This window comes from Nonomuraea insulae, from assembly GCF_042656245.1.
Window position 1 is genome coordinate 1 of the sequence record NZ_JBHSPA010000016.1, and the last position, 24343, is coordinate 24343.

At 70.3% G+C, this 24343-nt stretch carries 25 protein-coding genes; 9 read left to right on the top strand and 16 right to left on the bottom strand.

Annotation, left to right across the window (positions count from 1 at the left end):
* Nucleotides 1–106 precede the first annotated feature (106 nt).
* From ACFPZ3_RS11935 to ACFPZ3_RS11945, 3 genes are read right to left on the bottom strand one after another with little or no spacing between them, the layout of a single operon-like run.
* Nucleotides 107–478: a DoxX family protein gene (locus ACFPZ3_RS11935; RefSeq protein ID WP_379514088.1), complete on the bottom strand. Its 372-nt coding sequence runs from the start codon at nucleotides 476–478 to the stop codon at nucleotides 107–109.
* Between the two features lie 50 nt (nucleotides 479–528).
* A complete protein-coding gene (locus ACFPZ3_RS11940) occupies nucleotides 529–1185 on the bottom strand; it encodes an SDR family NAD(P)-dependent oxidoreductase (RefSeq protein WP_379514089.1) in 657 nt (218 codons plus the stop codon).
* A 15-nt stretch (nucleotides 1186–1200) separates the two neighbouring features.
* Nucleotides 1201–2139 (bottom strand): NADP-dependent oxidoreductase, encoded by a 939-nt coding sequence (locus tag ACFPZ3_RS11945; RefSeq protein WP_379514090.1) that lies wholly within the window; start codon nucleotides 2137–2139, stop codon nucleotides 1201–1203.
* A gap of 102 nt (nucleotides 2140–2241) precedes the next feature.
* Here ACFPZ3_RS11945 and ACFPZ3_RS11950 point away from each other — a divergent pair, with 102 nt between their 5' ends.
* Nucleotides 2242–2901 carry a TetR/AcrR family transcriptional regulator gene (locus tag ACFPZ3_RS11950; RefSeq protein WP_379514091.1) on the top strand — a complete coding sequence of 220 codons (660 nt, stop codon included), beginning with the start codon at nucleotides 2242–2244 and terminating at the stop codon, nucleotides 2899–2901.
* Here ACFPZ3_RS11950 and ACFPZ3_RS11955 read toward each other — a convergent pair whose 3' ends face one another.
* From ACFPZ3_RS11955 to ACFPZ3_RS12000, 10 genes are all read right to left on the bottom strand, one after another.
* A complete protein-coding gene (locus tag ACFPZ3_RS11955; protein WP_379514092.1) occupies nucleotides 2902–3351 on the bottom strand; it encodes a DUF1931 family protein in 450 nt (149 codons plus the stop codon).
* A gap of 5 nt (nucleotides 3352–3356) precedes the next feature.
* On the bottom strand, nucleotides 3357–5024 hold the full coding sequence (locus ACFPZ3_RS11960; RefSeq protein ID WP_379514093.1) for an FAD-dependent oxidoreductase: 1668 nt from the start codon (nucleotides 5022–5024) through the stop codon (nucleotides 3357–3359).
* Nucleotides 5021–5449 (bottom strand): thioredoxin, encoded by a 429-nt coding sequence (gene trxA, locus ACFPZ3_RS11965; protein ID WP_379514094.1) that lies wholly within the window; start codon nucleotides 5447–5449, stop codon nucleotides 5021–5023. Before trxA ends, ACFPZ3_RS11960 begins: the two co-directional genes overlap by 4 nt.
* A gap of 1 nt (nucleotide 5450) precedes the next feature.
* Nucleotides 5451–8054, bottom strand: coding sequence for an ATP-dependent chaperone ClpB (clpB, locus tag ACFPZ3_RS11970; RefSeq protein WP_379514095.1), 2604 nt, complete (start codon nucleotides 8052–8054; stop codon nucleotides 5451–5453).
* A 24-nt stretch (nucleotides 8055–8078) separates the two neighbouring features.
* A complete protein-coding gene (locus tag ACFPZ3_RS11975) occupies nucleotides 8079–8372 on the bottom strand; it encodes a chaperone modulator CbpM (RefSeq protein WP_379514096.1) in 294 nt (97 codons plus the stop codon).
* Nucleotides 8369–9328 (bottom strand): DnaJ C-terminal domain-containing protein, encoded by a 960-nt coding sequence (locus ACFPZ3_RS11980; RefSeq protein ID WP_379514097.1) that lies wholly within the window; start codon nucleotides 9326–9328, stop codon nucleotides 8369–8371. The genes ACFPZ3_RS11975 and ACFPZ3_RS11980 overlap by 4 nt, the downstream gene beginning before the upstream one ends.
* Nucleotides 9328–9855, bottom strand: coding sequence for a nucleotide exchange factor GrpE (locus ACFPZ3_RS11985; RefSeq protein ID WP_379514098.1), 528 nt, complete (start codon nucleotides 9853–9855; stop codon nucleotides 9328–9330). Before ACFPZ3_RS11985 ends, ACFPZ3_RS11980 begins: the two co-directional genes overlap by 1 nt.
* A gap of 1 nt (nucleotide 9856) precedes the next feature.
* On the bottom strand, nucleotides 9857–11752 hold the full coding sequence (dnaK, locus tag ACFPZ3_RS11990) for a molecular chaperone DnaK (protein ID WP_379514099.1): 1896 nt from the start codon (nucleotides 11750–11752) through the stop codon (nucleotides 9857–9859).
* 34 nt (nucleotides 11753–11786) lie between these two features.
* Nucleotides 11787–12260: a YflT domain-containing protein gene (locus ACFPZ3_RS11995; protein WP_379514100.1), complete on the bottom strand. Its 474-nt coding sequence runs from the start codon at nucleotides 12258–12260 to the stop codon at nucleotides 11787–11789.
* Between the two features lie 169 nt (nucleotides 12261–12429).
* A complete protein-coding gene (locus ACFPZ3_RS12000; RefSeq protein WP_379514101.1) occupies nucleotides 12430–15006 on the bottom strand; it encodes an AAA family ATPase in 2577 nt (858 codons plus the stop codon).
* 171 nt (nucleotides 15007–15177) lie between these two features.
* On the opposite strand from ACFPZ3_RS12000, the gene ACFPZ3_RS12005 reads away from it, so the two are divergent.
* From ACFPZ3_RS12005 to ACFPZ3_RS12020, 4 genes are all read left to right on the top strand, one after another.
* Nucleotides 15178–15606 (top strand): DUF2267 domain-containing protein, encoded by a 429-nt coding sequence (locus tag ACFPZ3_RS12005; RefSeq protein ID WP_379514102.1) that lies wholly within the window; start codon nucleotides 15178–15180, stop codon nucleotides 15604–15606.
* A 77-nt stretch (nucleotides 15607–15683) separates the two neighbouring features.
* Nucleotides 15684–16337 (top strand): DUF1345 domain-containing protein, encoded by a 654-nt coding sequence (locus ACFPZ3_RS12010; RefSeq protein ID WP_379514103.1) that lies wholly within the window; start codon nucleotides 15684–15686, stop codon nucleotides 16335–16337.
* A gap of 39 nt (nucleotides 16338–16376) precedes the next feature.
* The gene (locus tag ACFPZ3_RS12015; protein ID WP_379514104.1) at nucleotides 16377–17426 is read left to right on the top strand and encodes a hypothetical protein; all 1050 of its coding nucleotides are present in this window, start codon (nucleotides 16377–16379) and stop codon (nucleotides 17424–17426) included.
* A 168-nt stretch (nucleotides 17427–17594) separates the two neighbouring features.
* Complete coding sequence (locus tag ACFPZ3_RS12020) at nucleotides 17595–18152, top strand: phosphate-starvation-inducible PsiE family protein (protein ID WP_379514105.1); 558 nt, start codon at nucleotides 17595–17597, stop codon at nucleotides 18150–18152.
* A 309-nt stretch (nucleotides 18153–18461) separates the two neighbouring features.
* On the opposite strand, the gene ACFPZ3_RS12025 is transcribed toward ACFPZ3_RS12020, so the two are convergent.
* Complete coding sequence (locus tag ACFPZ3_RS12025; protein WP_379514106.1) at nucleotides 18462–18950, bottom strand: ArsI/CadI family heavy metal resistance metalloenzyme; 489 nt, start codon at nucleotides 18948–18950, stop codon at nucleotides 18462–18464.
* Between the two features lie 82 nt (nucleotides 18951–19032).
* Between ACFPZ3_RS12025 and ACFPZ3_RS12030 the strand changes: the two genes are divergently transcribed.
* The 3 genes from ACFPZ3_RS12030 to ACFPZ3_RS12040 all read left to right on the top strand — a co-directional run bounded on the left by ACFPZ3_RS12030 (nucleotide 19033) and on the right by ACFPZ3_RS12040 (nucleotide 20619).
* Nucleotides 19033–19416, top strand: coding sequence for an ArsR/SmtB family transcription factor (locus ACFPZ3_RS12030; RefSeq protein WP_379514107.1), 384 nt, complete (start codon nucleotides 19033–19035; stop codon nucleotides 19414–19416).
* Nucleotides 19417–19540: 124 nt separating this feature from the next.
* Nucleotides 19541–20179, top strand: coding sequence for an aquaporin (locus ACFPZ3_RS12035; RefSeq protein WP_379514108.1), 639 nt, complete (start codon nucleotides 19541–19543; stop codon nucleotides 20177–20179).
* Nucleotides 20180–20187: 8 nt separating this feature from the next.
* The gene (locus tag ACFPZ3_RS12040; RefSeq protein WP_379514109.1) at nucleotides 20188–20619 is read left to right on the top strand and encodes an arsenate reductase ArsC; all 432 of its coding nucleotides are present in this window, start codon (nucleotides 20188–20190) and stop codon (nucleotides 20617–20619) included.
* Nucleotides 20620–20866: 247 nt separating this feature from the next.
* Here the strand turns inward: ACFPZ3_RS12040 and ACFPZ3_RS12045 are convergent, their stop codons facing one another.
* Both ACFPZ3_RS12045 and ACFPZ3_RS12050 read right to left on the bottom strand, forming a co-directional pair.
* Complete coding sequence (locus ACFPZ3_RS12045; RefSeq protein ID WP_379514110.1) at nucleotides 20867–22090, bottom strand: cytochrome P450; 1224 nt, start codon at nucleotides 22088–22090, stop codon at nucleotides 20867–20869.
* A 172-nt stretch (nucleotides 22091–22262) separates the two neighbouring features.
* Nucleotides 22263–23204 (bottom strand): RNA polymerase sigma-70 factor, encoded by a 942-nt coding sequence (locus ACFPZ3_RS12050; RefSeq protein WP_379514111.1) that lies wholly within the window; start codon nucleotides 23202–23204, stop codon nucleotides 22263–22265.
* 254 nt (nucleotides 23205–23458) lie between these two features.
* Between ACFPZ3_RS12050 and ACFPZ3_RS12055 the strand changes: the two genes are divergently transcribed.
* Nucleotides 23459–24310, top strand: coding sequence for an SDR family NAD(P)-dependent oxidoreductase (locus ACFPZ3_RS12055; RefSeq protein WP_379514112.1), 852 nt, complete (start codon nucleotides 23459–23461; stop codon nucleotides 24308–24310).
* Nucleotides 24311–24343 lie beyond the last annotated feature (33 nt).

Sequence of the window (24343 nt, forward strand, 5' to 3'; positions counted from 1 at the left end):
GGCTTCACGGCCGGCAGCCCCCAAGAAGCCCTCGACTGCGCCTGCGGCCTCTACCTCGGATACTAACCCCCGAAGGACTTACGACCGGGACCACTTAGTTGGCCAGTTACAGGGCGTACGGGCCGAAACGGCCCCAGGCGATGACCGCCGCCGCGACGAACAGCACGGCGTTGAACACGATCGCCGACGGCTCCTTGCGGCGGACGTGGGTGAGCGCGGCCAGCACCATGACGATCGCCAGGCCGGACGCGGCCAGGGGGGTGAGGATCGGGGCGATGCCGGTGGCGGCGGGCAGGATGAGCCCGAGCGCGCCCGCCAGTTCGACAATCCCGATGAGGCGGACGGTGCCGGCGGAGAAGTCGGCCGCCCACGGCAGCCTGGGTTCGAGTTTCTCCTTGGGCTGGGTGGACTTCATCACCCCTGCCATGGCGAACATCGCGGCCAGGACTGCTTGCAGGATCCACAGGAACACGTTCATCGTCTGGTTCTCTCTTCGTTCGCAGGGTGGGGGGTGCGGCCGAGGGCCGGTCAGGCGATGTAGTTGATCTCGGCGCGGTCGCGGGCGGTGTGCAGGTCCCAGTAGGCGGAGGCGATGGCGTCCGGCTCGGCCTCGGGTGGGCCGGAGCCGATCCAGGCGCTGATGGCCACGTGCGCGGCGTGGACGCCGGTGCCGTCCAGGACCTGGTGGAGGTTGAGCACCCAGTTGCGCAGCGCCGCGGCGGCGGCGTTGATGTTGCCCATCGCGGGGTGCGGGGTGATCGAGCCGCCGCCGGTGGTGAACAGCAGCGTACCCGCGCCTGCTTCGCGCATCGCGGGCAGCACCTGGGCCGCGGCGGTGATCGCCCCGTACAGGTAGTACTCGATCTGCGACTGGACGTTGTCGGGCGTGGTCTCCAGCGGCCCCGCCATCTCCACCTCGCGGGTCGCGGGTGAGTACTCCAGCACGTCGACCCGGCCGAAGCGCTTGTTGATCTGCTCGAACGCGGTCACCAGCGAGGGCCGGTCGGTGACGTCGGCGGTGAATGCCGCGGCACTCACCCCGGCTTCCCTCAGGTCGTTGACGAGCGTGTCGAGCTTGGCCGCGTCGCGGGCGACGAGGGCGACCTCGAAGCCGTGCGCGCCGAACAGCTTGGCGATGGACAGCCCCATGCCGGGGCCCGCGCCGACGATGGCGATGACGGACATGATCGGTGAACCTCCTCAGCGGATGGTGACGGCGAGCTTGCCGAGTGCGCCCGTGCCGAAGTCGGCGAACGCCTGCGGCGCCTGTTCGATCGGGTACGTGGTGGTGATGGGGACGCGGATCGTGCCGGAGGCGGCGTCGGCGGCCAACCGGGCGAGGGTGGCCTCGTCGGGGTGGGCCATCACCGCCACCACGCTCAGGTCACGGCCGGGCACGGCCTCGGCGGTCAGGCCCAGGGTGGAGGCCAGGCGGCCACCGTCGGCGACCAGGCCGGCGATCTGTCCGCCGTCGCCCGCCAGGTGCAGGGCCGCGGCCACCCCCTTCGGGGCCAGGTCCCGGACCTGCGCGGCCAGGTCGCCGTCGTGGTCGACCAGTTCGGCCTTGCCGCCGCTCAATTCGGTGACCAGGTCGGCCTCGGCGCCGGGCCGGGCGGTGGCGATCACGCGGGCGCCGCGCGCGGCGGCGTACTGGAGGGCGATCAGGCCGACTCCACCGGTCGCCCCGACGATCAGGATGCTCTCGCCCTCGGCGGGGCTGACGGCCTCTATCGCGGTGAGCGCGGCCGTCCCGGCCAGGCCGAGCGCGCCTGCCTGCGCGGCGCCCAGCCCGTGCGGGATCGGGGCGAGGCCGACGGCGGTGGGCACGGTGACGTACTCGGCCAGCGAGCCGGCGCCCAGGAACGACTTCGTCACGACCCCGAAGACCGCGTCTCCGACGGCATAGCCGGTGACGCCGTCGGCGAGTGCGGTGATGGTGCCGGCGAAGTCCTTGCCGATCACCAGCGGGAAGTGGTGCTCCATCATGCCCTGCAGGTAGCCGGCGGCAGTGGCGGCGTCGAAGCCGTTGACCGAGGAGGCGCTCACCTCGACCAGCACTTCCCCGGGCTGCGGGGAGGGGGGCTCCAGTTCGGTCACCTGTGGGGTCGCGGGGACCGATGGCAAGGTCACGGCGCGCATGGGCATCCTCCTCGATAGAAGTGGAAAGCTCTATCCGGTTCTGTGCAGGACTTTAGCACCACGAATGGATAGGCCTTTCCACTTACGGCTACGATGGGGCCCATGACCTCCGTTGACGACCCCGGACCACTGCGGAAGGACGCCGAACGCAACCGCGAGCGGGTTCTGGCAGCGGCCCGCCAGGCGTACGCCGAGGCCGGTCTTGAGGTGTCGATGGCAGAGGTCGCCCGCCGGGCCGGAGTGGGCATCGCCACCCTGTTCCGCCGTTTCCCCACGCGTGAGGACCTCATCGACGCGGTCTTCGCCGACCGCATGGACGCCTATCTGGGCGCGGTCGCCACCTCGCTCGCCGACCCGGACCCCTGGCGCGGCTTCACCGGCTACATCGAAGCCGTCTGCGCCATGCAGGCCGCCGACCGAGGCTTCGCGGCAGTGCTGACCATGACCTTCCCCACCGCCAAGGCCCTGGAGGACAAACGCGGGCGCGCCTACGAAGGCTTCCTCAAGCTCATCGACCGCGCCAAGACGGCCGGACGGCTGCGTCCGGACTTCTCCTCAGAGGATCTGGTGATCCTGCTCATGGCCAACGCCGGCGTCGTCTCCGCCACCGGCCTGGCCGCCCCCGATACCTGGCGCCGCCTGGTCGCCTACATGATCACAGCCTTCGCCGCGCCCGGCGCCACACCCGAGCCCCTGCCACCACCGCCGACCCCCACCGCCTTGTACCGTGCGATGATCCAGCTCGGCCGGACCTGCCATTGATCACAAAAGCAGGTCGAAGAGCCTGGTCACCCGCTCCCACTGCTTGGTGGCCGGGTTCTTGAGCGTGGGGTCGATAATGGTGAAGGCCTTGGCGAGCGCCGCGGAGAGCCCGCCCGCCACGGCGGACAGCCGCGACTCGGTCTCCTCGCTGAGCGACAGGTCGAGCGGCGGCAGCGCCCTGAGCTCCGCCAGGATCGGGGCCAGATCCAGCTCCTCGTTCAGGTCGCGGAAGTCGTGCATGTTCTCCTGCAGCCCCTTGGTGATGGGCAGGTCCCAGAACTGGATGATGTCGCGCCCGTTCGACTTCGCTGCGGCCTGGGCGACGACGAGCATGTCGTACAGCTTCCGGTTGACGAAGTCGCTGTATCGCTTGAGGTCGGTTTTGTCCACGTCTAGTCCCGCGGCGGCGCGGAAGAAGTGCTCGAACCTGGAAACCGCGATCACTGGCATCCGGATCACCGTCTTTCCTGTCGATTGCCTGTCTTGGTGAACCTTTCGTGCAGCAGGCGTACGGCCATGGCGCCCTCCCCGACCGCGGATGCGACCCGTTTGACCGACCCGCTGCGGACGTCCCCCACGGCGAACACGCCGGGCCGCCCGGCCTCCAGAGGAAGTGCCTCCCAGTGCGGCGACCGGCCCTTCCCCGTGATGACGAAGCCCCGATCGTCCAGCGTGACGGCGCCCGCCAGCCAGCCGGTGTGCGGATCCGCGCCGATGAACACGAACATCGCGTTGGTCTCGATCTCGATGACCTGGCCCGTCTGGTTGTTCTGGGCGCGGACGGCCCGTAGAGTGCCGTCGCCGAAGAGTTCGCGTACCTCGGTATGGAACATGATCTCGATGCCGGGCGTCCGGTCGATCGCGTCGGTGAGGTAGCGGGACATGCTCTCGCTGAGGTCGCCGCCGCGGACGAGCATGCGCACCGACGAGGCGTTCCCGGCCAGGTACAGTGCCGCCTGGCCCGCGGAGTTGCCGCCGCCGACGATGACCACCGGCGCCTGCCGGCACATGCGCAGCTCGAACGACGTAGCCGCGTAGTAGACGCCGCACCCTTCGTACTTCTCCAGGTCGGGAACGTCGAGTTTGCGGTAGTGGGCGCCGGTGGCGATGAGCACGGCGTGGCCCTGCACGGCGGGCCCGCCCTCGACGAGCACGCTGTAGTGGCCGTCGTCGGCCTCCAGCCCGCTCGCCTCGGCCGGTACGGTCAGCCGGGCGCCGAACTTGGCCGCCTGGATGACGGCGCGTTCGGCGAGCTCGGCGCCGGAGATGCCCGACGGGAAGCCGAGGTAGTTGTCGATGCGGGAGGAGGTGCTCGCCTGGCCGCCCGCGGCGACCGCGTCGAGCACGACCGTGGTCAGGCCCTCCGAGGCCCCGTAGACGCTCGCGGCCAGGCCGGCGGGGCCCGCGCCCACGACGATCAGGTCGCATACGCCGTCGCCGGGCCGCGGCGCGGGCAGGCCGATGGTCTTGGCCAGCGTGGCGGCGGTCGGGTTGCGCAGCACCTGGTCTCCGCGCCAGATCACGACCGGCGTCTCCTGCGGGGAGATGCCGAGCCGGCGCAGCAGCGCCTCCGCCTCCTCGTCCTCCTCCAGGTCGATCCACCGGTGTGGGAGCCTGTTGCGGACGGCGAACTCGCGCAGCCGGCGGGCGCCGGGCGAGTAGCGGGAGCCGATGATGCGGAACCCGGCGTCCATGCCGATCAGCAGGGTACGGCGGGTCAGGTAGGCCCGCAGGATGAGGTCCCCGAACGCCGGGTCACCGGCCACCAGCGCGAGCACCTGGTCGGCCCGGACGGCCAGGATCTCGCCGGGCTCCCGCACGAGCGCGGACAGGAATCCGGCCTGGCCGGTGAGCAGGCCCAGCTCGCCGAGGAAACGCCCGGGGCCGTGGACGGCGATCGTGCGTTCCTCCCCGCTGCCGTACCCCTCGACCATGGCTACCTTGCCGCGCAGGATCACGATGAACTCGCCGAGCGGCTCGCCCTCCCGGTAGAGGGCCTCGCCGGGCGACACGGGCTTGCGCTCGCCGCACTGCGACAGGTCCGTGATGCGCCGCTCGTCCAGCCGGGGATAGGCCCCGTACAGGTCCGGTGTCTCGGTCAGGGTGGCCGGCGACTGCGTCATGACGGCGTCCTCAGTGCGCCCTCGACCCATTCGCGCAGCTGGGGCGCCGGGGCCGCGCCGGCGCGTTGAGCCACGACGCGGCCCTCGTTGAGCATCATGAGCGTCGGGACGGCCGTGATCGTGAAGCGTTGCGAGAGTGCCGGGGACCGGTCCACCTCGACCTTGACGAGCTTCACGCGTCCCGCCATCTCTTGGGCGATTTGGTCGAGCGCGGGCGTGACCATCCGGCACGGCCCGCACCATTCCGCCCAGAAGTCGACGAGTACCGGCAGGTCGGCCCGTAGGGCGATCTCCGCGAAGGTGTCGTCGCCGGCGTCGGCGATCCACGGCAGCGGCTGGTGGCAGTTGGCGCAGCGGGGCGTGCCCGAGGCGGCCTCCGGAACCCTGTTCGGCCTCCCGCAGTTGGCGCAGCGCACGGTGTGCATGTCAGCTCCCCGGGGCGTAGAAGGTGACGTTCAGCTCGCCCTTGTCGGCGCCGACCACGATGGTCGAGCCGTCGGGGACGTCTCCGGCGAGCAGGGCCCGGCCGATCCTGGTCTCGACCTCGCGGGCGATGAACCGGCGCAGCGGCCGGGCGCCGTAGACGGGGTCGTACCCCTGGTTGGCGATGAGCTTGCGGGCCTCCTCGGTGACCTCCAGGGTGAGCCGCCGGTCGGCCAGCCGCTGCCTGATGTCGGTGAACATCAGCTCGACGATCCGCTCGATCTCCGCCTCGGTCAGCGGCTTGAACAGCACGATGTCGTCGATCCTGTTGAGGAATTCGGGCCGGAAGTGCCGGCGCAGTTCCCCCATCACGCTCTCACGTGCCTGGGGCTTGATCTCCCCGTCGGAGGTGACCCCGTCCAGCAGGTGCTGAGAGCCGATGTTCGAGGTCATGATGATCACGGTGTTGCGGAAGTCGACCGTGCGGCCCTGCGCGTCGGTCAGCCGGCCGTCGTCCAGGACCTGCAGCAGCGCGTTGAAGACGTCCGCGTGGGCCTTCTCGATCTCGTCGAAGAGCACCACCGAGTACGGCTTGCGCCGCACCGCCTCCGTGAGCTGTCCGCCCTCCTCGTAGCCGACGTAGCCGGGAGGAGCGCCGACGAGGCGGCTGACCGTGTGGCGTTCCTGGTACTCGCTCATGTCGACGCGGACCATGTTGTCCTCGGTGTCGAACAGGGCCTCCGCGAGGGACCTGGCCAGCTCGGTCTTGCCGACGCCGGTCGGCCCGAGGAAAAGGAACGACCCGATGGGACGGCGGGGGTCCTTGATGCCCGAGCGGGCGCGGATGATGGCGTCGGCCACGAGCCGCACGGCCTCCGCCTGGCCGACGATGCGCTCATGCAGGATCTGGTCGAGCTTGAGCAGCTTGTCCCGCTCGGCCTCCTGCAGCCGTGCCACCGGGATGCCGGTCCAGCGGGAGACGATGTCCGCGATCTCCCTTTCGGTCACCACCTCGCGCAGCAGCCGGTGGCCGTTCTGCCGGGTGCCCAGGCGATCCTCCTCGGCACTCAGCCGGCGCTCCAGCTCGGGCAACCTGCCGTGGCGCAGCTCGGCGGCGCGGTTGAGGTCGTAGTCGCGTTCGGCCTGCTCGGCCTCCCGCCGCACGGCCTCGATCTCCTGCCGCAGGCTCTGGACCTTGCGCAGGGCCGAGCGCTCGGCCTCCCACTGTGCCCGCATCGCGTCGCATTCGGCACGCGTGGCGGCCAGTTCCTCGCGCAGCTCGGCGAGACGCTTCCCGCTGGCCGGGTCGTCCTCCTTGTCCAGTGCGGCCTCTTCGATCTCCAGCCGCCGTACCCGCCTGGTCAGGGCGTCGAGCTCGGCCGGCATGGAGTCGATCTCCGTCCGGATCATCGCGCACGCCTCGTCCACCAGGTCGATCGCCTTGTCCGGCAGGAACCGGTCGGAGATATAGCGGTGGCTCAGCGTCACAGCGGCCACGAGCGCGCTGTCCTGGATCTTCACGCCGTGGAAGACCTCCAGGCGTTCACGCAGGCCGCGCAGGATCGAGATGGTGTCCTCGATCGAGGGCTCGTCGATCAGCACCGGCTGGAACCTGCGCTCCAGGGCGGCGTCCTTCTCTATGTGCTTGCGGTATTCGTCCACCGTGGTCGCGCCGATCATGTGCAGCTCGCCGCGCGCCAGCATCGGCTTGAGCATGTTGCCGGCGTCCATGGCGCCCTCGGTCGCCCCGGCTCCGACCACCGTGTGGAGCTCGTCCACGAACAGCAGGATCCGTCCCTCGGCCGCCTTCACCTCGTTCAGCACGGCCTTGAGTCGTTCCTCGAACTCACCGCGGTACTTGGCACCGGCCACGAGCGCGCCCATGTCCAGGCTGAAGATGGTCTTGTCGCGCAGTCCCTCGGGGACATCGCCGCGGACGATGCGCTGGGCGAGCCCCTCGACGACGGCCGTCTTGCCGACTCCGGGATCGCCGATCAGGACCGGGTTGTTCTTGGTCTTGCGGGAGAGGATCTGGATCACCCGCCGGATCTCCCCGTCGCGGCCGATCACCGGGTCGAGCTTGTCCGCCCGGGCGTCGGCGACCAGATCGCGCCCGTACTTCTCCAGCGCCTCGTAGGCCACCTCGGGCATGGCCGAGGTGACGCGCTGATTGCCCCGTACGGTGGTGAGCGTCTCCAGGAACCGGTCCCTGCTCAGGCCCTGGCCGTGCATGAGACGTCCGGACGTGGTCGTGGACCCCTCCTCGATGAGGGCCAGCAGCAGGTGCTCGACCGAGACGTACTCGTCCTTGAGCCGGCGTGCCTCCCGGTCGGCGGCGTCGAGCAGCCGCGACAGGCGCTGGGTGACGAACACCTGGCCGGGCGCGGCGCCCGGGCCGCTGACCTTGGGCCGTCGCGACAGCTCGTCCTCCAGGTCGGCGTGCAGGCGCCGCGGATCGGCGCCGGCCTGCTCCAGCAGCCTGGGCGCCAGCCCCTCGGGCTGGTCGAGCAGGGCCAGCAGGAGATGCTCGCCGTCCACCTCGGTGTGGCCGAAGCGCAAGGCTTTGGTCTGGGCGTCGTGCAGGGCTTCCTGCGACTTCTGCGTCATCCTGTTCGGGTCCACTCCAGCCCCCTAGCGTGGTCGTGGGAGGTCGCGCAGGGCGGCCTCCAGCTCCCCGATCCGGTCGAGGAGGTCGATCACCACGCCGATCGCGACGTAGTTGATGGACAGTCCTTCGTGCAACCGCTGGATGCGGGCCGCCGCCGCCACCTGGGCGGGCGTGAAGCACAGCTCCCCCCTGGCGTTCCTGACCGGCTCCAGCAGGCCGAGCGCCACCAGCCGGCGCACGGCCTGCGGGTGCAGGCCCGTGGCCCGCGCGTAGGCGTCCAGGTCGAGCCGGACCTGGCGGACGAGCGCGTAGCTCATGAGCGCCTCCTGGGGTCGAAGTGCGAGACGGCGGCGAGCTGCTCGAACAGGCTCCGCTCCTCGTCGGTGAGCCTGGGCGGCACCATGATCCGGGACTCGGCGTAGAAGTCGCCCGCGGCCCCGCGCGGATGGGGCATGCCGCGGCCTTTCAGGCGCAGGCGGCGGCCCGTGGATGTGCCCGGCGGCACCTTCACCTTCGCCTCGCCGCCCGGCGTGTCGACGGCGACCGTGGCGCCGAGCGCCGCCTCCCAGGGAGTCAGCGGCAGCGGGGCGTAGATGTCGCGGCCCTCCACTCGGTAGCGGGGATGGCCGGCGATCCGCACGATCAGGTGGAGGTCGCCTGGCTGGGCTCCCTCACTGCCGTGCCCGCCCTGGCCGGCGAGCCTGATCCGCTGCCCGTTCGTGACACCGGGCGGGATCGTGACATCCAGCCGCCTGCCACCGGGCAGCGTGATGCTGCGGCGCCCGCCGTGATACGCCTCCTCCACGGTCAGCGTCAGCTCCGCCTCCTGGTCGGCGCCGGGCACCGGCCCCCACTGCCGTCTGCCCCGGCCACCGAACATGCCGCCGAGCAGGTCCTCCAGGTCGATGCCCTCGTCCGCGCCGAAGCCGAAGTCCTCGGCGCCGGTCGAGCGCCACCGGCCACCCCCCGCACCGGCCCCCGCGCCGGCCCGTGCACCCGCCCGGCTGCGTGCGCGGGCCCAGTCCGCTGGATCGACGTCGGGCGGCACCTGGCGGAAATCGTGTCCGAACGCGTCGTAGCGGCGACGCGTCTCGGGGTCGGAGAGCACGCTGTAGGCCTCGGAGATCTCCTTGAACCTGTCCTCGGCGCCGGGATCCTTGTTGACGTCGGGGTGATGGGCGCGCACGAGCTTGCGGTAGGCCCGCTGGATCTCGTCGGGGTCGGCGTTCCGGTCGACTCCGAGCACCTCGTAGAAGTCCCGGCGTTCGGCCATCACTCCCCCTTCTTCGCGACGGCCACGATCGCCGGCCTGAGCTGCCGCTCGTCGTCGCCGTAGCCGGGCCTGAGCACCTCCACCACGGTGCCCGGATCGGCGTCTGCCCGTTCGACTGTCGTCACCGCCTCGTGGCGGGCGGGGTCGAAGGGCACACCGGTCTCGTCGTGACGGGGGTAGCCGAGCTTGTTGAGCAGGGTGACCGCCTGGTCCCGTACCGCTCGTACCCCTTCAAGGACGGCGTCCGCGCCACCGTCGCCGCGGACCGCGTGGCTCAGCGCGAGCTCCAGGTTGTCCAGGATGGGCAGCCACTCGGCCGCCACCTTGGACCGCTCTTCTGCCCTGATCCGCTCGGCGTCGCGTGCGATGCGCTTGCGCAGGTTGTCCAGGTCCGCGACCGCGCGCAGCCACCGGTCCTCCAGCTCCGCCAGCTTCGCGTCGGTCTCCGCGGGCGCGGCCTGCGCGGGGGGCACATGCTCGCCCCGCGCGCCGGCCTGGTCCTGCGTCTCGGGTCTGTGCTCGTTCATGTCACTCGGGCTCCGAGGTCGTGAATTCGGCGTCGATCACGTCCTCGTCACTGCCGCCGGGGGCGGTTTCCGTCCTGCCCTGCGGCGGCACGCTCGGCCCGCCGCCCGCGGCGGCCCCGAGTCCGTGATAGACCTGCTGCAGCTCTCCGCTGAGCGCGCGCAGCCGGTCCACCGGCGCCTCTTCCTTGATCGCCTGCCTGGCGTCCTGGACGAGCTGCTCCGCCCGCGCCTTCTCGTGCACGGGCACGGCCTCGCCGAGCTCCTCCAGACGTCGTTCCACCTGGTAGGCGACCGAGTCCAGCTCGTTGCGCGCGTCGATGGCCTCCCTGAGCCTGAGGTCCTCCGTACGGTGCTGCTCGGCGTCGGCGACCATCCGCTCGATCTCCGGCTTGTCCAGGTTGGAGCTCTCGCTGATGGTGATCCGCTGCTCGGCACCGGTGTCCTTGTCCCGGGCGGAGACGTTGAGGATGCCGTTGGCGTCGATGTCGAAGGTGACCTCGATCTGCGGGACCCCCCGCGGCGCGGGCCGGATGTTCTCCAGCCGGAAGCGCCCGAGCACCCGGTTGTCGGCGGCGCGCTCGCGCTCCCCTTGCAGGATGACGATGTCGACGGCGTTCTGGTTGTCCTCGGCCGTGCTGAAGACCTCGGTGCGGCGCGCCGGGATCGTCGTGTTGCGCTCGATGACCTTGGTCATCAGGCCGCCGAGGGTCTCGACGCCCAGCGACAGAGGCGTGACGTCGAGCAGGACGACGTCCTGCACCTCGCCCTTGATGATCCCGGCCTGGACCGCCGCGCCGATGGCGACGACCTCGTCCGGGTTCACCGTCATGTTGGGGTCCTTGCCGTCGGTCAGCCGGCGCACGAGATTCTGCACGGCGGGTATCCGGGTCGACCCGCCGACGAGGATCACCTCGTCGATGTCCGCGGGCCTGAGCTTGGCGTCCTCCATCGCCTGCTTGACAGGCGTGACGCAGCGCTCGACCAGGTCGGCCGTGATCTGCTCGAACGTGGAGCGCATGAGCGTGGTGTTGAGGTGCTTCGGCCCCGAGGCGTCCGCCGTGACGAACGGCAGGCTGATCGTGGTCTGGGTGACCTCGGAGAGCTCGACCTTGGCCTTCTCCGCCGCCTCGAACAGGCGCTGCAGGGCCTGCGGGTCGTTGCGCAGGTCGATGCCCTGGTCCCGCTGGAACTCGTCGGCCAGGTGGTCGACGATCCGGCGGTCGAAGTCGTCGCCGCCGAGATGCCCGTCCCCGGAGGTGGCGCGGACCTCGACCACGCCTTCGCCGATGTCCAGGATGCTGACGTCGAAGGTGCCGCCGCCCAGGTCGAAGACCAGCACGGTCTCGTTGGACTTCTTGTCCAGCCCGTAGGCGAGCGCCGCCGCCGTCGGCTCGTTGATGATCCGCAGGACCTCGAGCCCCGCGATGCGTCCCGCGTCCTTGGTCGCCTGACGCTGGGCGTCGTTGAAGTACGCCGGCACGGTGATGACCGCCTCGGTCACCTTCTCGCCCAGGTACTTCGCCGCGTCCGCGACGAGTTTGCGCAGGACGAGGGCCGAGACCTCTTCCGGCGCGTACTGCTTGTCCCGAATCTGGAAGCGCACGGCTCCCTGGGGCCCCTCCACGACGTCGAAGGAGACGGCGTGCTGCTCGCTCTGGATCTCGTCGTAGCGGCGGCCGATGAAGCGTTTGGCGGAATAGATCGTTCCTTTCGGGTTGAGTATGGCCTGGCGGCGGGCCAGCTGGCCGACCAGCCGTTCGCCCTCGTCGGTGAATGCCACCACGGACGGCGTCGTCCGGGAGCCTTCGGCGTTGGGTATCACCGTGGGGTGGCCGTCCACCGTGGCGGCGATCACCGAGTTGGTGGTACCGAGATCGATGCCGACTGCCTTCGCCATTTCTCGCTTCCCCCCTTGCACTCCCTTTCGGGCTCTATCCGGTCATTCCCCGGAGCAGTTCATGGGCCTGGGCCGCGTGCTCTGACTCGACGAGGACTTCGTATCTGTCGGCGACGAGGGCGCTCTCGGAGATGAAGTCCCGCCGACCGCGCAGCATCGCGTGCGAGATCACGCCGAAGATCGCTCCGGCCACCGCACCCCACAGCAGCCCCCACAACACCAGGGGCAACCCGGCTGCGACCGTGGTGGAGAAAATCGCCAGGAACAAGCCGATGAGGAACCCGAACCATGCTCCTCCCGCCGCGCCCCAGCCGGCCGCCCGCAGATGGGTCATGCGCGCGAGCACCCGCTCCAGCGAGTGCAGGCCGGTGCCGACGATCAGCGTTCCGCGTACGGCGAATCCGTGATCGGACAGGTAGTCGACGACCTCCTGCGCCTCCTCGTAGCTGTCGTAACTTCCGATCAGTTCGCGGTTGGTCATGATGGGGCCAGACGGTGCGACGGACACGGCTCCTCCCTTCCCCCTCAGGTTGAGACCCCTGAAACCTCAATCGGCGGTCTGCTCCTTGGGCACGGTGACAGCGCTCTGCTCCTCCTGATTTCGAGCCTTCCGCACGCTTTTCGCGGCCACATCCCCCAGGTGGGTAGTCACCGCCGCGGCCTCGTGCCGGCGCGGCTCAGGCGCGCCTTCCGCCGGGCGGCTGATCGAAGCCGTCACGTCTCTGCTCCGCCGCGAGCCGCGCGAGCTCGACCCGGGATCTGATGCTCAGCTTGCGGAAGACCTGCCTCAGGTGGAACGCGACCGTATGCACGCTGATGAACATCTGTTCGGCGATCTGTGGGTTGGTCCAGCCGTCCGCCGCGAGCAACGAGACAGTGTGCTCGGTCTCGGTCAGGCTGTCCCAACCGGAGACCGGGCGTTCGGCGTAGCTCCAGTGCCGGTGGCGTACCCCCATGCCGCGCAACCTCCGGCGGATGCGCGCGGCGTCCCTCACCGAGCCGATGTCGTCGTACGCGCCCAGGGCGCACCCCAGGCTCTCCGCGGCCTCCACGCGCTGCCCGGCGGCGGCGAGCACCCTGCCGAGGTCCTCCTCGGCGGAGGCCCGCGCCCACACGTCCTCGGTCCGCCCGGCGGCCAGGGCGAGGGCGTCGCAATCCCCGTCGAGCAGGCCCCGGGCATGCGCCGCGGCGGCGCCCAACGCCGGAAACTCATGGTTGGCCCCGCCGAGTGCCTCCGCGGCGGCGACCACGGACTCGGCCGCCGCCCGGTCGTCCGTGCCCAGGGCGACCCGGGCCATCCAGGGGCCGGCCGCGGGTTCGATGGTGAGCAGCAGCGGGCGGGGCAGGTCGGCAAGCAGGCTCATCCCGCTGCGCGGCCCGTCGCGGGCCTCCGCGACCTGCGCGGCCAGCAGGGCGTGCCGCAAGCGTGCCTCGGCCGCTCCCCCGGGCTGTTCCCCGAGATGATGCGCCGCTCCCTGCAGGTCGCCGCGCCGCAGCGCGACGGCGGCGAGCACCGCGCAGGCCGCCGCGATCGACAGCGGCGTGTTGAGCGCACCGGCCAGGTCCAGGGCCCGCCTCGCCTCGGTGACCGCGTCGTCGAAACGGCCCGCGAGCAGCTCCAGGCGAGCTTCCAGCGCCGAGGCGTCCGCGGCCCAGGCCAGATGACCCTGGCCGAACATGTCCTTGCGCGCCTGGCGGAGCATCGCCCGCGCCTCCTCCAGCCGGTGGACGTCGACGAGCACGCCGGCCGCGATCAGGCAGGCCTCGTAGCGGCGTTCCTTCGGAGAGCCGGCGCCGGCCAGCCGGCAGGCGCTCTCCGCCAGGGCCAGCGCGCCGGAAAGCCTGCCCTCGTGCCGCTCCGCGGTGGCCAGGGCGACCAGCGCGGCGCTCCTGGCCGCGGGACCATAGCGGTCCTTCCCGTCGATGACCTCCTGGGCGTGCGCCCGCGCGGTGCCGTCGTCCCGCAGGCGCGTCGTGGCGTACAGCTGGACCAGGGTCGCCCGCTCGCGTACGTGGCCGGGCAGACCCGGGACCGCCAGCACCGTCTCGGCCTCGTGGATCGCCTCGTCGCCCCGGCCCGTCAGGTACATCGTGTCCGCCAGCAGGCAGCGCAGTTCGGCCGAGCCGTACACGGAGCCGTGCTCGGCGAGGCGGCCCCGTACCATCTCCTCGGCCTCGTGCAGCCGCCCGCTGGCGATCGCCGCGTCTATGGCGGTGGCGGCCGGGCCGGTGAGCAGGCGGGCCGGGCTCGCCCTCTCGGAGCTCATGAGAACGCCGGACTGGTCTAGCAGGGTCTGCCGCACCGATGGAGGGATGCCCGCGGCGACGATGTCCGCGACCAGTTCGTGGCGGAAGGCCAGGCCGTGCTCGGTCACTATCAGGATGCCCGCGGCCGTGGCCTCCTCCGTGCCCGGGAGCAGCGCGGCCGGCGTGGTGTCGAGCAGTGACGCGGCGTGCTCCAGCGACAACGAGCGGCCGAGAACGGCGATCATCTCCACCAGGCTCCTGGGCTTCGCGCTCAGGGTGTCGATCCAGCCCCGCACCACGATCCGCAGCCGGCCGGGCGCGCGGGCCCGCGCCGCGTCCCCCAGCAGGCCTTCTTCGCGCAGCCCCGCCAACAGCTCGGTGATCAGCAGCGGATTGCCGCCGGCCGTCGCCGCCAGCGCCCGCGTCACCGGGTCGGGCGACCTCCCGAGGGTGTCCGCCGTCAGCGCCGCGACCGCGTCCGGTGACAGCGGCGCGAGCGTCACCCTGTCGGCCCCCTCCCGCTCCAGGATGTCGAACAGCGACACGGCCCGGCACGCGATCGGCGCGGTCGAGCGGGACATCAGCCAGCCGATGGGCCGGTTGGCCAGCAGGTCGTGCAGGGTGTGCAACATCCTCAGTGTCGCCGGGTCCGCCCGTTGCAGGTCGTCGAGCGCGGCCAGCACAGGCCCCGTGGCCAGCCGCTCGAGGCCCACCCGCAACCGCTCCAGGACCAGCGGGCCGAAGCGGGCGGGGCCGTCGCCTCCCGGCTCGGACCGCAGGTCGAGGGCCTCCAGCAACATGCTGCACGGAGCGAGCTCGCCCAGCTCCTCCACCCTGCCGTGCACGATCCCGATCCCGCGTTCGGACGCTTCGGCGACGGCTTCGGCGAGCAGCCGGCTCTTCCCCGACCCCGGCTCTCCGTCCACCAGCAGCGTCCCGCCCCCACCTCGCCGCAACCTCTGCAGCAGGCCCTCGACGTGACGCCATTCCCGATCGCGTCCCCGCATGGTTCCTCCCACGGAGCGCCTGCCACGACGGGAAACAGGGAATCCCATGCCCAGCAAGATCTTTCGTTCCTGGCCGGGGACGACTACCCGGCTGGGGGATGTGACCCCACGCCCGCCGTGCCGAGACTTGACGCAAGGCCTGCCCGCCGAGGTAGAGAAGGGGTGAAGGAGATGGCGGAAACCGGTTATGCGCCGTTCAACCGTACGGTGGACAAGACGAACCGCGTGCTGCGGGAGATCGAGGAGGCGCACGGCTGGACGCCTGAGCGCCGCAACCAGTCCTACGCCGCTTTGCGCGCCGTGCTGCACGCGCTGCGCGACCGGCTGACCGTGGACGAGAGCGCCCAGCTCGCCGCCCAACTGCCGCTGCTGATCCGCGGGGTCTACTACGACGGCTGGCGGCCGAGCATCGTGCCGGTCAAGGCCCATCGCAGGGAGTTCCTCGACCGCGTCTCCCGCGAGCTGTCCTTCGAGCTCCAGGAGAGCGAGGAGGATCTGGTCAAGAAGGTTTTGCAAGCGCTCAGGAAGCACATTACCGATGGCGAGTGGGAGGACGTGAAGTCCAGCATGCCGAAGGACCTGGCCTCGATCCTGCCCTGATCGCCGGCCTGATCTCCGAATGGCGACACACCGGGCGGGGTCCCGTGGCTGCGGGGGCTCGTTGGGATGCTGGAGCGGTGAGGTCTGCGTCCAGGGGACGCGCGGGCAAGCGCGTCATGTCGGTACGGCGCGTGCTGACGTCCCTGGGAGCCGGGGTCGTCGTGGCGATCGGTGCCTGGCGGCTGGGGGTGCCCGAGTTGTCGCCGCTGCTCGGCTGGGGTGTGGCCGCGACGGTGGGCCTGGTCTGGGTGTGGCTGATCAGCTGGCCCAAGGATCACCATGAGACCAAACGGCTGGCCAAGGAGGAGGGCGACGCCCGCTCCACCGACACCGGCGTGCTGATCGGCGCCGTGGCCAGCCTGGGGGCGGTCGCGCTCGCCCTGGTCCGCACCGCCAGTCACACCCCGCTGACGACGGCCTTGGTCATCCTGAGCGTGGTGACGGTCGTCGTGTCGTGGAGCCTGGTGAACACGGTGTTCGCCTTCAAGTACGCCAGGCTCTACTACGTGGACGAGGACGGCGGCATCGACTTCGGGCAGGAGGATCCGCCGGCGTACAGCGACTTCGCCTACCTCGCGTTCACGATCGGCGTGACCTTCGGCGTCACCGACAACCATGTGGTCAGCACGCACATCCGCAAGGTAACCCTCGCGCACGCCCTGCTGTCCTACTTCTTCAACACCGGAATCCTGGCCGTGGCCATCAACCTCGTCACCGGCCTGAGCCAGTAACCCCTGGTCAGGGCGAACCGCTCAGGGTAGGGCCTGGACATGCGCATCGCCCTGGTCGCCGATCCTGACCTGCCCACCGAGCTGGCTGTGAGGGTGGCGCGCGACCTGCCCGGCCGGTTGCGGGAGCGGCTCGGCCCGGGCTTCGACTGGCAGGTGCGCGCGTACACCGCTCCCCTGGCGGCGGAGGAGCAGGTCGACATCTCAGCCATGCTCACCGCTGTCCGCCCGCACCTGCCCGAGTCCGGCTGGGACGTCGCAGTATTCGTCACCGACCTCCCTCGCCGGCTGGGCCTGGACGCGGTGAGCGCGGAGGTCAGCACCGGCGACCGCGTCGCCCTGCTGTCGTTGCCCGCCCTCGGCACCTTTCACCTGGTCGGCCGGACCTTGGAGGCCGTGGTGAACGTCGTCGGCCTGCTGGTCCTCCCGCCCACCGGCCGTGACCGCGTCCCCGCGATCGGCCGCAGGGTGGAAGGAGACGCCGAGCCCGGCCGGGTCGTCCCCGATCGCTACGTCATGCCCGGCCTGCGCGGGCGGGCGCGCCTGCTCGCCGGCATGGTGCGGGCCAATCGCCCGTGGCGGCTGTTCACCTCGTTGTCACGGGCGCTGGCGGGCGTGTTCGCCACCGCCGCGTTCGGCGTGATCAACGACACCGCCTGGCAGCTCTCCAACGCGCTGGACACCTGGCGGCAGTCGCTGATCATGGTGCTGTCCATCCTCGCCCTCGCCGCGTGGATCATCGTCGACCACGAGTTGTGGGAGCGTCCCGGCGGCAGGGTGCCCAAGGCCCGCGCCCTCCTCTACAACACCGTCACCCTGATCACCATCACGCTGGGCGTGCTCTGCCTGTACGCGGTGCTGTTCGTGGTGCTCACCGGGGTCGGCGCGCTCGTGCTGGTCCCCGCCACCCTCTCGGAGACGCTGAACCATCGACCGGGCGTCACCGACTACCTGGCGCTGGCCTGGTTCCTGACCTCCAGCGCGATGGTGGGCGGCGCCTTCGGCTCCGGGCTCGAGGACGACGGGACCGTGCGCAAGGCGGCCTACGGCCAGCGCCAGCGCGACCGGCTCGCGGAACAACAGAACGTCTGACCACCCGGCCAAGGCCGCTGTCGGCGGAGCTTCCGCAAGCAGGGTGTCCGAGCTGGGCAGATGATGGCTGGCACCGCACCGGACCGGGAGATTCGCGCGTGCCGGACCGGGGGTATGGGCAGTCTGTACGACGGTCGCCGGCACACAGCACGATCACAGGTACTGCCCATGAACAACCCACCGGACCCATCAGGCACGCCCGGGCCTTCGTCTCCGGCCGGCGCCGCGGTGCACAAGGCCGCCCAGAGGCCGGAGAACAGGCGGCTGCTGGCCATGCTGGCCGCCGCCGAGCACGGGATCCTCTACCTGGTGTCGTTCGCGCTGCTCGCCCTGGGCGTCGGCATTCTGGTCCTGATGATCCTCACGGTCGTCCAAAAAGGAGCGTCCGGCGCTGAGAAGATCTTCCTCATCCTCGAAGAGCTGCTTCTCGTGCTGATCGTGCTGGAGATCTTCGTGACGGTGCAGACGCACCTCGCGGGCGGCAGTCTGCAGCTCGAACCGTTCATCATCGTGGGCATCATCGCGATCATCCGCCACATCCTGTCGGTGGTCGTCCGGCTGACGATCCCGGGGGATGTGGCGGAGAGCCGCCAGCAGCTCATGGAGCTGGTCGCCTACGCGGGGAGCGCCTTAATGCTGGTCGCGGCGCTGGCGCTGGTGCGATGGTCGCAGCGACGGTCCACTCTGTCCGCCGGCGGGCGCGGCGACTCCAGCGCTTCCGGATGAGGACCGGCCGATCCCGCCGTCAGCCCTCCTCCCTCCGTACCTGGTCCGGCCGTTCGGCCGTTTGTCCGGGCGCAGGCCGCGCCGGTGAGATCCCGCAGTGTCTCGTCCGTGAAGCCGGTGCCGACGTGCCCCACATAGACCGAGGCCAGCCGCTTGGCGACCACGCCTTCCAGGAGCCGTTCGCGGCTGCTTCGGAACGCCTTGGCCCCGTCGCCGACGCTGTGGGGCGGCACACTCCACCTTTCCCCGGCCGCCACGGTCCTCGAGAGCAGGCCGGCGGGCGTTTGCGCGCCCTTCTGGGCGGGTCTGTCAGCAGCAGGCCGACCGCTGGGCCTGCCCGGCGTCCTGCCTGGCCTCGCCCGCGGCTGCGGCTTCGTCCACCGCCTCGGCCGTGGCGCAGCAGACGGAGTCGGTCTGCTTGGCCAGGGTGTCGGCGTCGGCCTTGACCACGTACACCTCCCACGGCTCGGCGCCCGGGCCGTGCACCCACACCTTGTCCTGCAGGGCGTAGCAGCAGGTGGTGTCGTTCTCCTCGAAGGTGGCCAGCCCGGCCTCGGTGAGCCGCTGGGTGGCGGCGTTGACCTGGCCGGTGTCTTCGACCTCGACCCCCAGGTGGTCCATGCGGGTGGGCTCACCCTCCTCGCCCTCGATGAGCACGAGCTTGAGCGGCGGTTCGGCGATGGCGAAGTTGGCATAGCCCGGGCGGCGCTTGGCCGGCTCGGTGCCGAACAGCTTGGAGTAGAAGGTGATCGATCCCTCCAGGTCGGCGACGCGGAGGGCGAGCTGAACGCGAGACATGGCGATCTCCGATCGTTGTTTCGACAGACATCTAATCAGTCTCGAGTTTGTTCCCTGCTTTGGAGTCTGTCAAATTAGAGGTATGTCGAAGCAGGAATTGCCGGTGCTCAACTCCGAATGCTGCGCGCCGCTGGTCGACGAGCCGGTCGGCGAGGAGGAGGCGGCCGAGCTGGCACGGGTGTTCAAGGCCCTCGGTGATCCGATCCGAGTGCGGCTGCTGTCGCTGATCGGCGCACACGAGGGCGGCCGGGTGACCGGCGAGGGGGTGTGCGTGTGTGATCTGACCGGCGCGTTCGCGGTCACGGCGCCAACCATCTCGCACCACCTGAAAGTGCTGCGCGAGGCCGGACTGATCGACAGCCAGCGGCGCGGTACCTGGGTCTACTACTGGATCATCCCGGCCACGCTCAAGCGCCTGACCGGCGTGCTCGCCCTGCCCGAGACGCTCACCACAGGCAAGCGATGAGCCTGGACGGGGCGAGCAGCGTGAACATGATCGCGCGCCGGGCGCTGACCGAGTTCACCGGTACCGCCGCCCTGGTGACCGTGGTGGTCGGCTCCGGCATCATGGCTCCGGCCTGTCGCGCGACGTGGGCGTGCAACTGCTGGCCAACAGCCTGGCCACCGCGGCGGGCCTGGCCGTGCTCATCACGGTGTTCGCGCCCGTGTCCGGAGCGCACTTCAACCCGGTCGTCTCCCTGACGGCCTGGCTCCTGGGCCGCCGGGAGGCGGTTCCGGCCGTGCGCGGCCGGGACCTGGCCGCCTACCTGCCCGCCCAGACCGCCGGGGCCATCACCGGCGCGGTGCTGGCGAACGCGATGTTCGCACTGCCCGCCGTCCAGGTCTCGACCCGGGACCGCTCGGCGCCGCATCTGCTGCTGGGCGAGGTGGTGGCCACCGCCGGGCTCATCGTGGTCATCTTCGCCCTGGCCCGGCAGGACCGGCCCGCGTTGGCGCCGGTCGCGGTCGGCGGCTACATCGGCGCCGCCTACTGGTTCACCTCCAGCACGAGCTTCGCCAATCCGGCCGTCACCCTCGGCCGTGCCGTCACCGACACCTTCGCCGGGATCGCGCCCGCCTCGGTGCCCGCCTTCATCGCCGCCCAGCTGGCCGGGGCCGGGCTCGGCGGCCTGCTGCTGGCCCTGCTCTACCCGAGCATCCCGCGACCCGGCACGGCACCCGCCCCTGACGCGATCCGCCAGACTGCCGAAGCCGACCTGCCCCGATAGGAGACACGGTGCCCGACCAGCCCGGCCCGCACGAGCAGCTACCGCAGGTGTTGTTCGTGTGCGTGCACAACGCCGGCCGCTTCCAGATGGCCGCCGCCTTCCTCACCCACCTGGCAGGCGATCGCGTCCATGTGCGCTCAGCGGGATCCGCGCCCGCCGACCAGATCAACCCGGCCGTGGCAGAGGCGATGGCCGAGGTCGGCATCGACCTCACGGGCGAGATCCCCAAGGCGCTCACCGCCGACGCCGTCCAGGACAGCGATGTGGTCATCACCATGGGCTGCGGCGATGCCTGCCCCATCTTCCCGGGCAAACGCTACGAGGACTGGGCGCTGGACGATCCCGCCGGGCGCGGGGTGGACGCGGTGCGGTCGATCCGGGACACGATCGAGGCCCGAGTACGCGCCCTGATCTCCGACCTCGCCCCCATGCCGGAGTGAGCCGGTGAGCCATCCCGCACTCAGCGGCGCGGCCACGCGCGGGCCGCTGATCGCACCCATGCTCGATGAGCACGCCGAACAGGTGCCGGCCATCTAGCATTGTCAGATATGTTCCTCACCTGCGAAATCCGCGAGTGGTCGCGGACGAGCTGTAGTTGGAGGATGCCGTCGTCGTCTTTGGTCGAAGAGGGCCGGTTCGGTCAGGACGCAGGGGTCGCTGTCGGCTTTGATTCGCATCATGTCCTGCTCACCAGGTGACCGGGAGTTCGTGGACGCCGTAGATGACGGCGTCGGACTTGAACGGCAGGTCCTCGGCCGGTGCGGCGAGTCGCAGGGCAGGGATGCGGCGGAACAGCGTGTCGAAGACGATCTGCAGCTCCAGCCGGGCCAGGTTCTGGCCAAGGCACTGGTGCGGGCCGAAGCCGAAGGCGAGGTGGTGGCGGGCCCCGCGCTCGATATCCAGTTCTGCCGGGTCCTTGAACACCGCCGGGTCCCAGTTGGCCGACAGGGTCGAGACGATGACGCCCTCGCCGGCCTTGATGCTCACCCCGCCGATCTCCACGTCTTCGGTGGCCAGCCGGGAGGTGACCCCGTCGGCGATGGTGAAGTAACGCAGCAGTTCCTCCGCGGCCATGGGCGTCCTGCCCGGGTCGGCCATGATCAGGGCCAGTTGCTCCGGATGGGAGAGCAGCCCGACCACACCGAGCGAGATCATGTTCGCGGTGGTCTCGTGTCCGGCGGTCAGCAGCAGGAAGGCCAGACTCACCAGGCCCTCGTGGTCAAGGGTGCCCTTCTGGCGTTGCCGGGCGATCTGCCGGCCGAACAGGTCGTCGCCGGGTTCGGACTCCTTGCGGGTGACCAGCTCGTCGATGTAGGCGCGTAGTTCGGCGAAGGCTCGCCGGCGGTCTTCGAGCGAGGTCCGGCGCACCATCATGGTGGTGCGGCTTTGGAAGAAGTCGTGGTCGGTGTAGGGGACGCCGAGCAGTTCGCAGATCACCAGGGAGGGCACCGGCAGGGACAGCGCCTGCACCAGGTCGACCGGGCGCTGGTCGGCGGCGAGCATGTCGTCGATGAAGTGGTCGACGATGTCCTGGATGCGCGGGCGCAGCGCGGCCAGCCGCTTGACGGTGAACTCGCCGATCACCGGGCGGCGGGCCGCGGAGTGTTCCGCCCCGTCCATGCCGAGCATCAACGGCGGCTGGCTGCGGAGCTGCCGCAGGGTCGCCGCATCAAGGGTGAAGAGCGGGAAGCCGTCCTTACGCTTGTCGGAGGAGAAGCGGGGGTCGGCGAGGACGGCACGGCCTTCCTCATGCCCGGACACCCACCATGCCTCGCCACCACTGGTCAGGCAGACCTTGTTGATCCGCGCCTGCTCGCGCAGCCGCTCGTAGGCGGTGGGCGGGGCGAACGGGCAGCCACGCTCGATCGGCAGCTTCAGGTCGGTGAGTTCGCCGGCGACGCTCTTCGTCATGAAGGACCTCCCAGTAATTGATCTGGCGGGCTTTGTTGTGCTTGTGGCGGCTTCGGGCGGCGTGATCGACCCTGCTGGCGCGGGCCTCCCGGCCTGACGGGCTGTCCTTCGCCGGCTGGGCCGCTGTCTGGTCCAGGCCGCCTGGAAGTTGCGGGGTGGCTCATCGTGGTGTTCATCGCAGGGTGAGCGGGGTCTCGGATGCGATGCGGGTCAGCTTCTGCGGGTTGCGGACGTAGTAGAGGCCGGTGATGCGGTCGTCCTCGACCCGGACTGCTATGACGCCGTCGATCTCGCCGTCCACGCGGAGGAGGAGTGCCGGGTTGCCGTTGACCACGGTGGGCTCGCCGGTGAGCGCGACCTGGGCCTTGCCAATGCCGCTGACGATCATGCGGGCCACCTTGTCGGCGCCGGTGATCGGCCGCGGTGCGGCCTGTTTTACGCCGCCGCCGTCGCTCACCAGAACGACCTGCGGGGCGAGCACGTCAAGCAGGCCTTGCAGGTCCCTGGTTTCCAGCGCGCGCTGGAGCGACTCCAGAGCCACCCGGGTTTGGCTCGGGGAGACCATCTCGCGCGGGCGGCGAGCCTCGACATGCCGACGGGCGCGGTGCGCGATCTGCCGGACGGCCGCGGAGCTCTTGCCGACGGCGGCCGCGATCTCCTCGTGGCTGATACTGAAGACCTCGCGCAGTACGAAGACGACGCGTTCCGTGGGTGAGAGCGTCTCGAGTACGAGCATGAGCGCCATCGACACACTCTCGGCGAGCTCGACATCCTCGGCCACGTCCGGCGCGGTGAGCAGTGGCTCAGGCAGCCAGGGGCCGACGTAGTCCTCCTTGAGGCGCCGAATGGTGCGCAGCCGATCCAGCGAGCGCCGGGTGGTGATCCGCACCAGGTAGGCACGCGGGTCGCGCACCTGCTCCCTGTCGACCCTGACCCACCGCAACCAGGTTTCCTGCAGGACGTCTTCGGCGTCGGCCGCCGAGCCGAGCATCTCGTAGGCGACGGTGAACAGCAGGTTGCGGTGGGCGATGAACGCGTCGGTCGCCGGGTCGATCCGGCCGCCACCAGCCATCGGCTCGGCTGTGCCCGTCGTTGCGTCCCTGCGCTCGTTCATACCTTGCTCCTGCCTGTCCACTCACAACTCCTGCTCCATACATAAGGCGCCGGCACCCACCGCTGTGTGACACCCGTGGTCTGTGACACACGTCATATGACCGCACTGTCACAAAGTTCGGGGCGCCGACGCCGCATGTTCGTCAGGACGTCGCGCGAACGATCCGCGCGGCACACCATTCCCCGAACGATCACCTTGGCCCCGTTGCGTGGTGACCGCCGCGCAACCGCCACCACAAAGGAACGGAAGACTTCATGAGCAAGGTCTGGTTCGTCACCGGTTCGTCTCGCGGCCTGGGCCGCAACTTCGTCGAGGCTGCCCTGTCCCGCGGCGACAAGGTGGCCGCGACCGCGCGTACCGCCGCAAGCCTTGACGAGTTGGTCGCCGCCTACGGCGAGGCGCTGCTTCCACTGGAATTGGACGTTACCGACAAGGCCGCCGTCTTCGCGAGTGTGAAGCGGGCCGCCGAGCACTTCGGTCGTCTCGACGTCATCGTGAACAACGCCGGCTACGCCCAGGTCGGCGCGGTCGAGGAGATGACCGGGCAGCAGTTGCGCGACCAGCTGGAGACCAACCTGTTCGGCGCGGTGTGGGTGATCCAGGCCGCGCTGCCCTATCTGCGCGAGCAGGGCGCGGGACACTTCATCCAGTTGTCCTCGGCCGCCGGGCTCGTGGCGATGCCGCTCAGCGGCGCCTACAGCGCCTCCAAATGGGCCCTGGAAGCACTCAACGAATCCCTCGCCCAAGAGGTCGCCGGCTTCGGCATCAAGGTGACCATCATCGAGCCCGGCGGCTTCGCCACCAGGGGCGGCAAGAACCCTGATCCCCTCAACAACGGCCATCTGGCCGAGCTCAACCCGATCTACGACGGCCTTCGCCAGCGCATCGCCGCGTTCACGGGAAAGCAGCCCGCCGGCGACCCGGCCGCCGCGGCCCAGGCACTCCTCAAGATCGTCGACTCCGGCAACCCGCCCCTGCGGGTGCTCTTCGGGCAGGGCTTCTACCCGATGCTCCAGCAGGTCTATGCCGACCGGCTCAAGACCTGGGCCGATTGGCAGGACCTTTCGGCGCAGGCTCACGGCAACCTCGATCAAGAAACTCGGTGACCCAGGGCGAGTCAACTCACCAGAAGCAGGCGA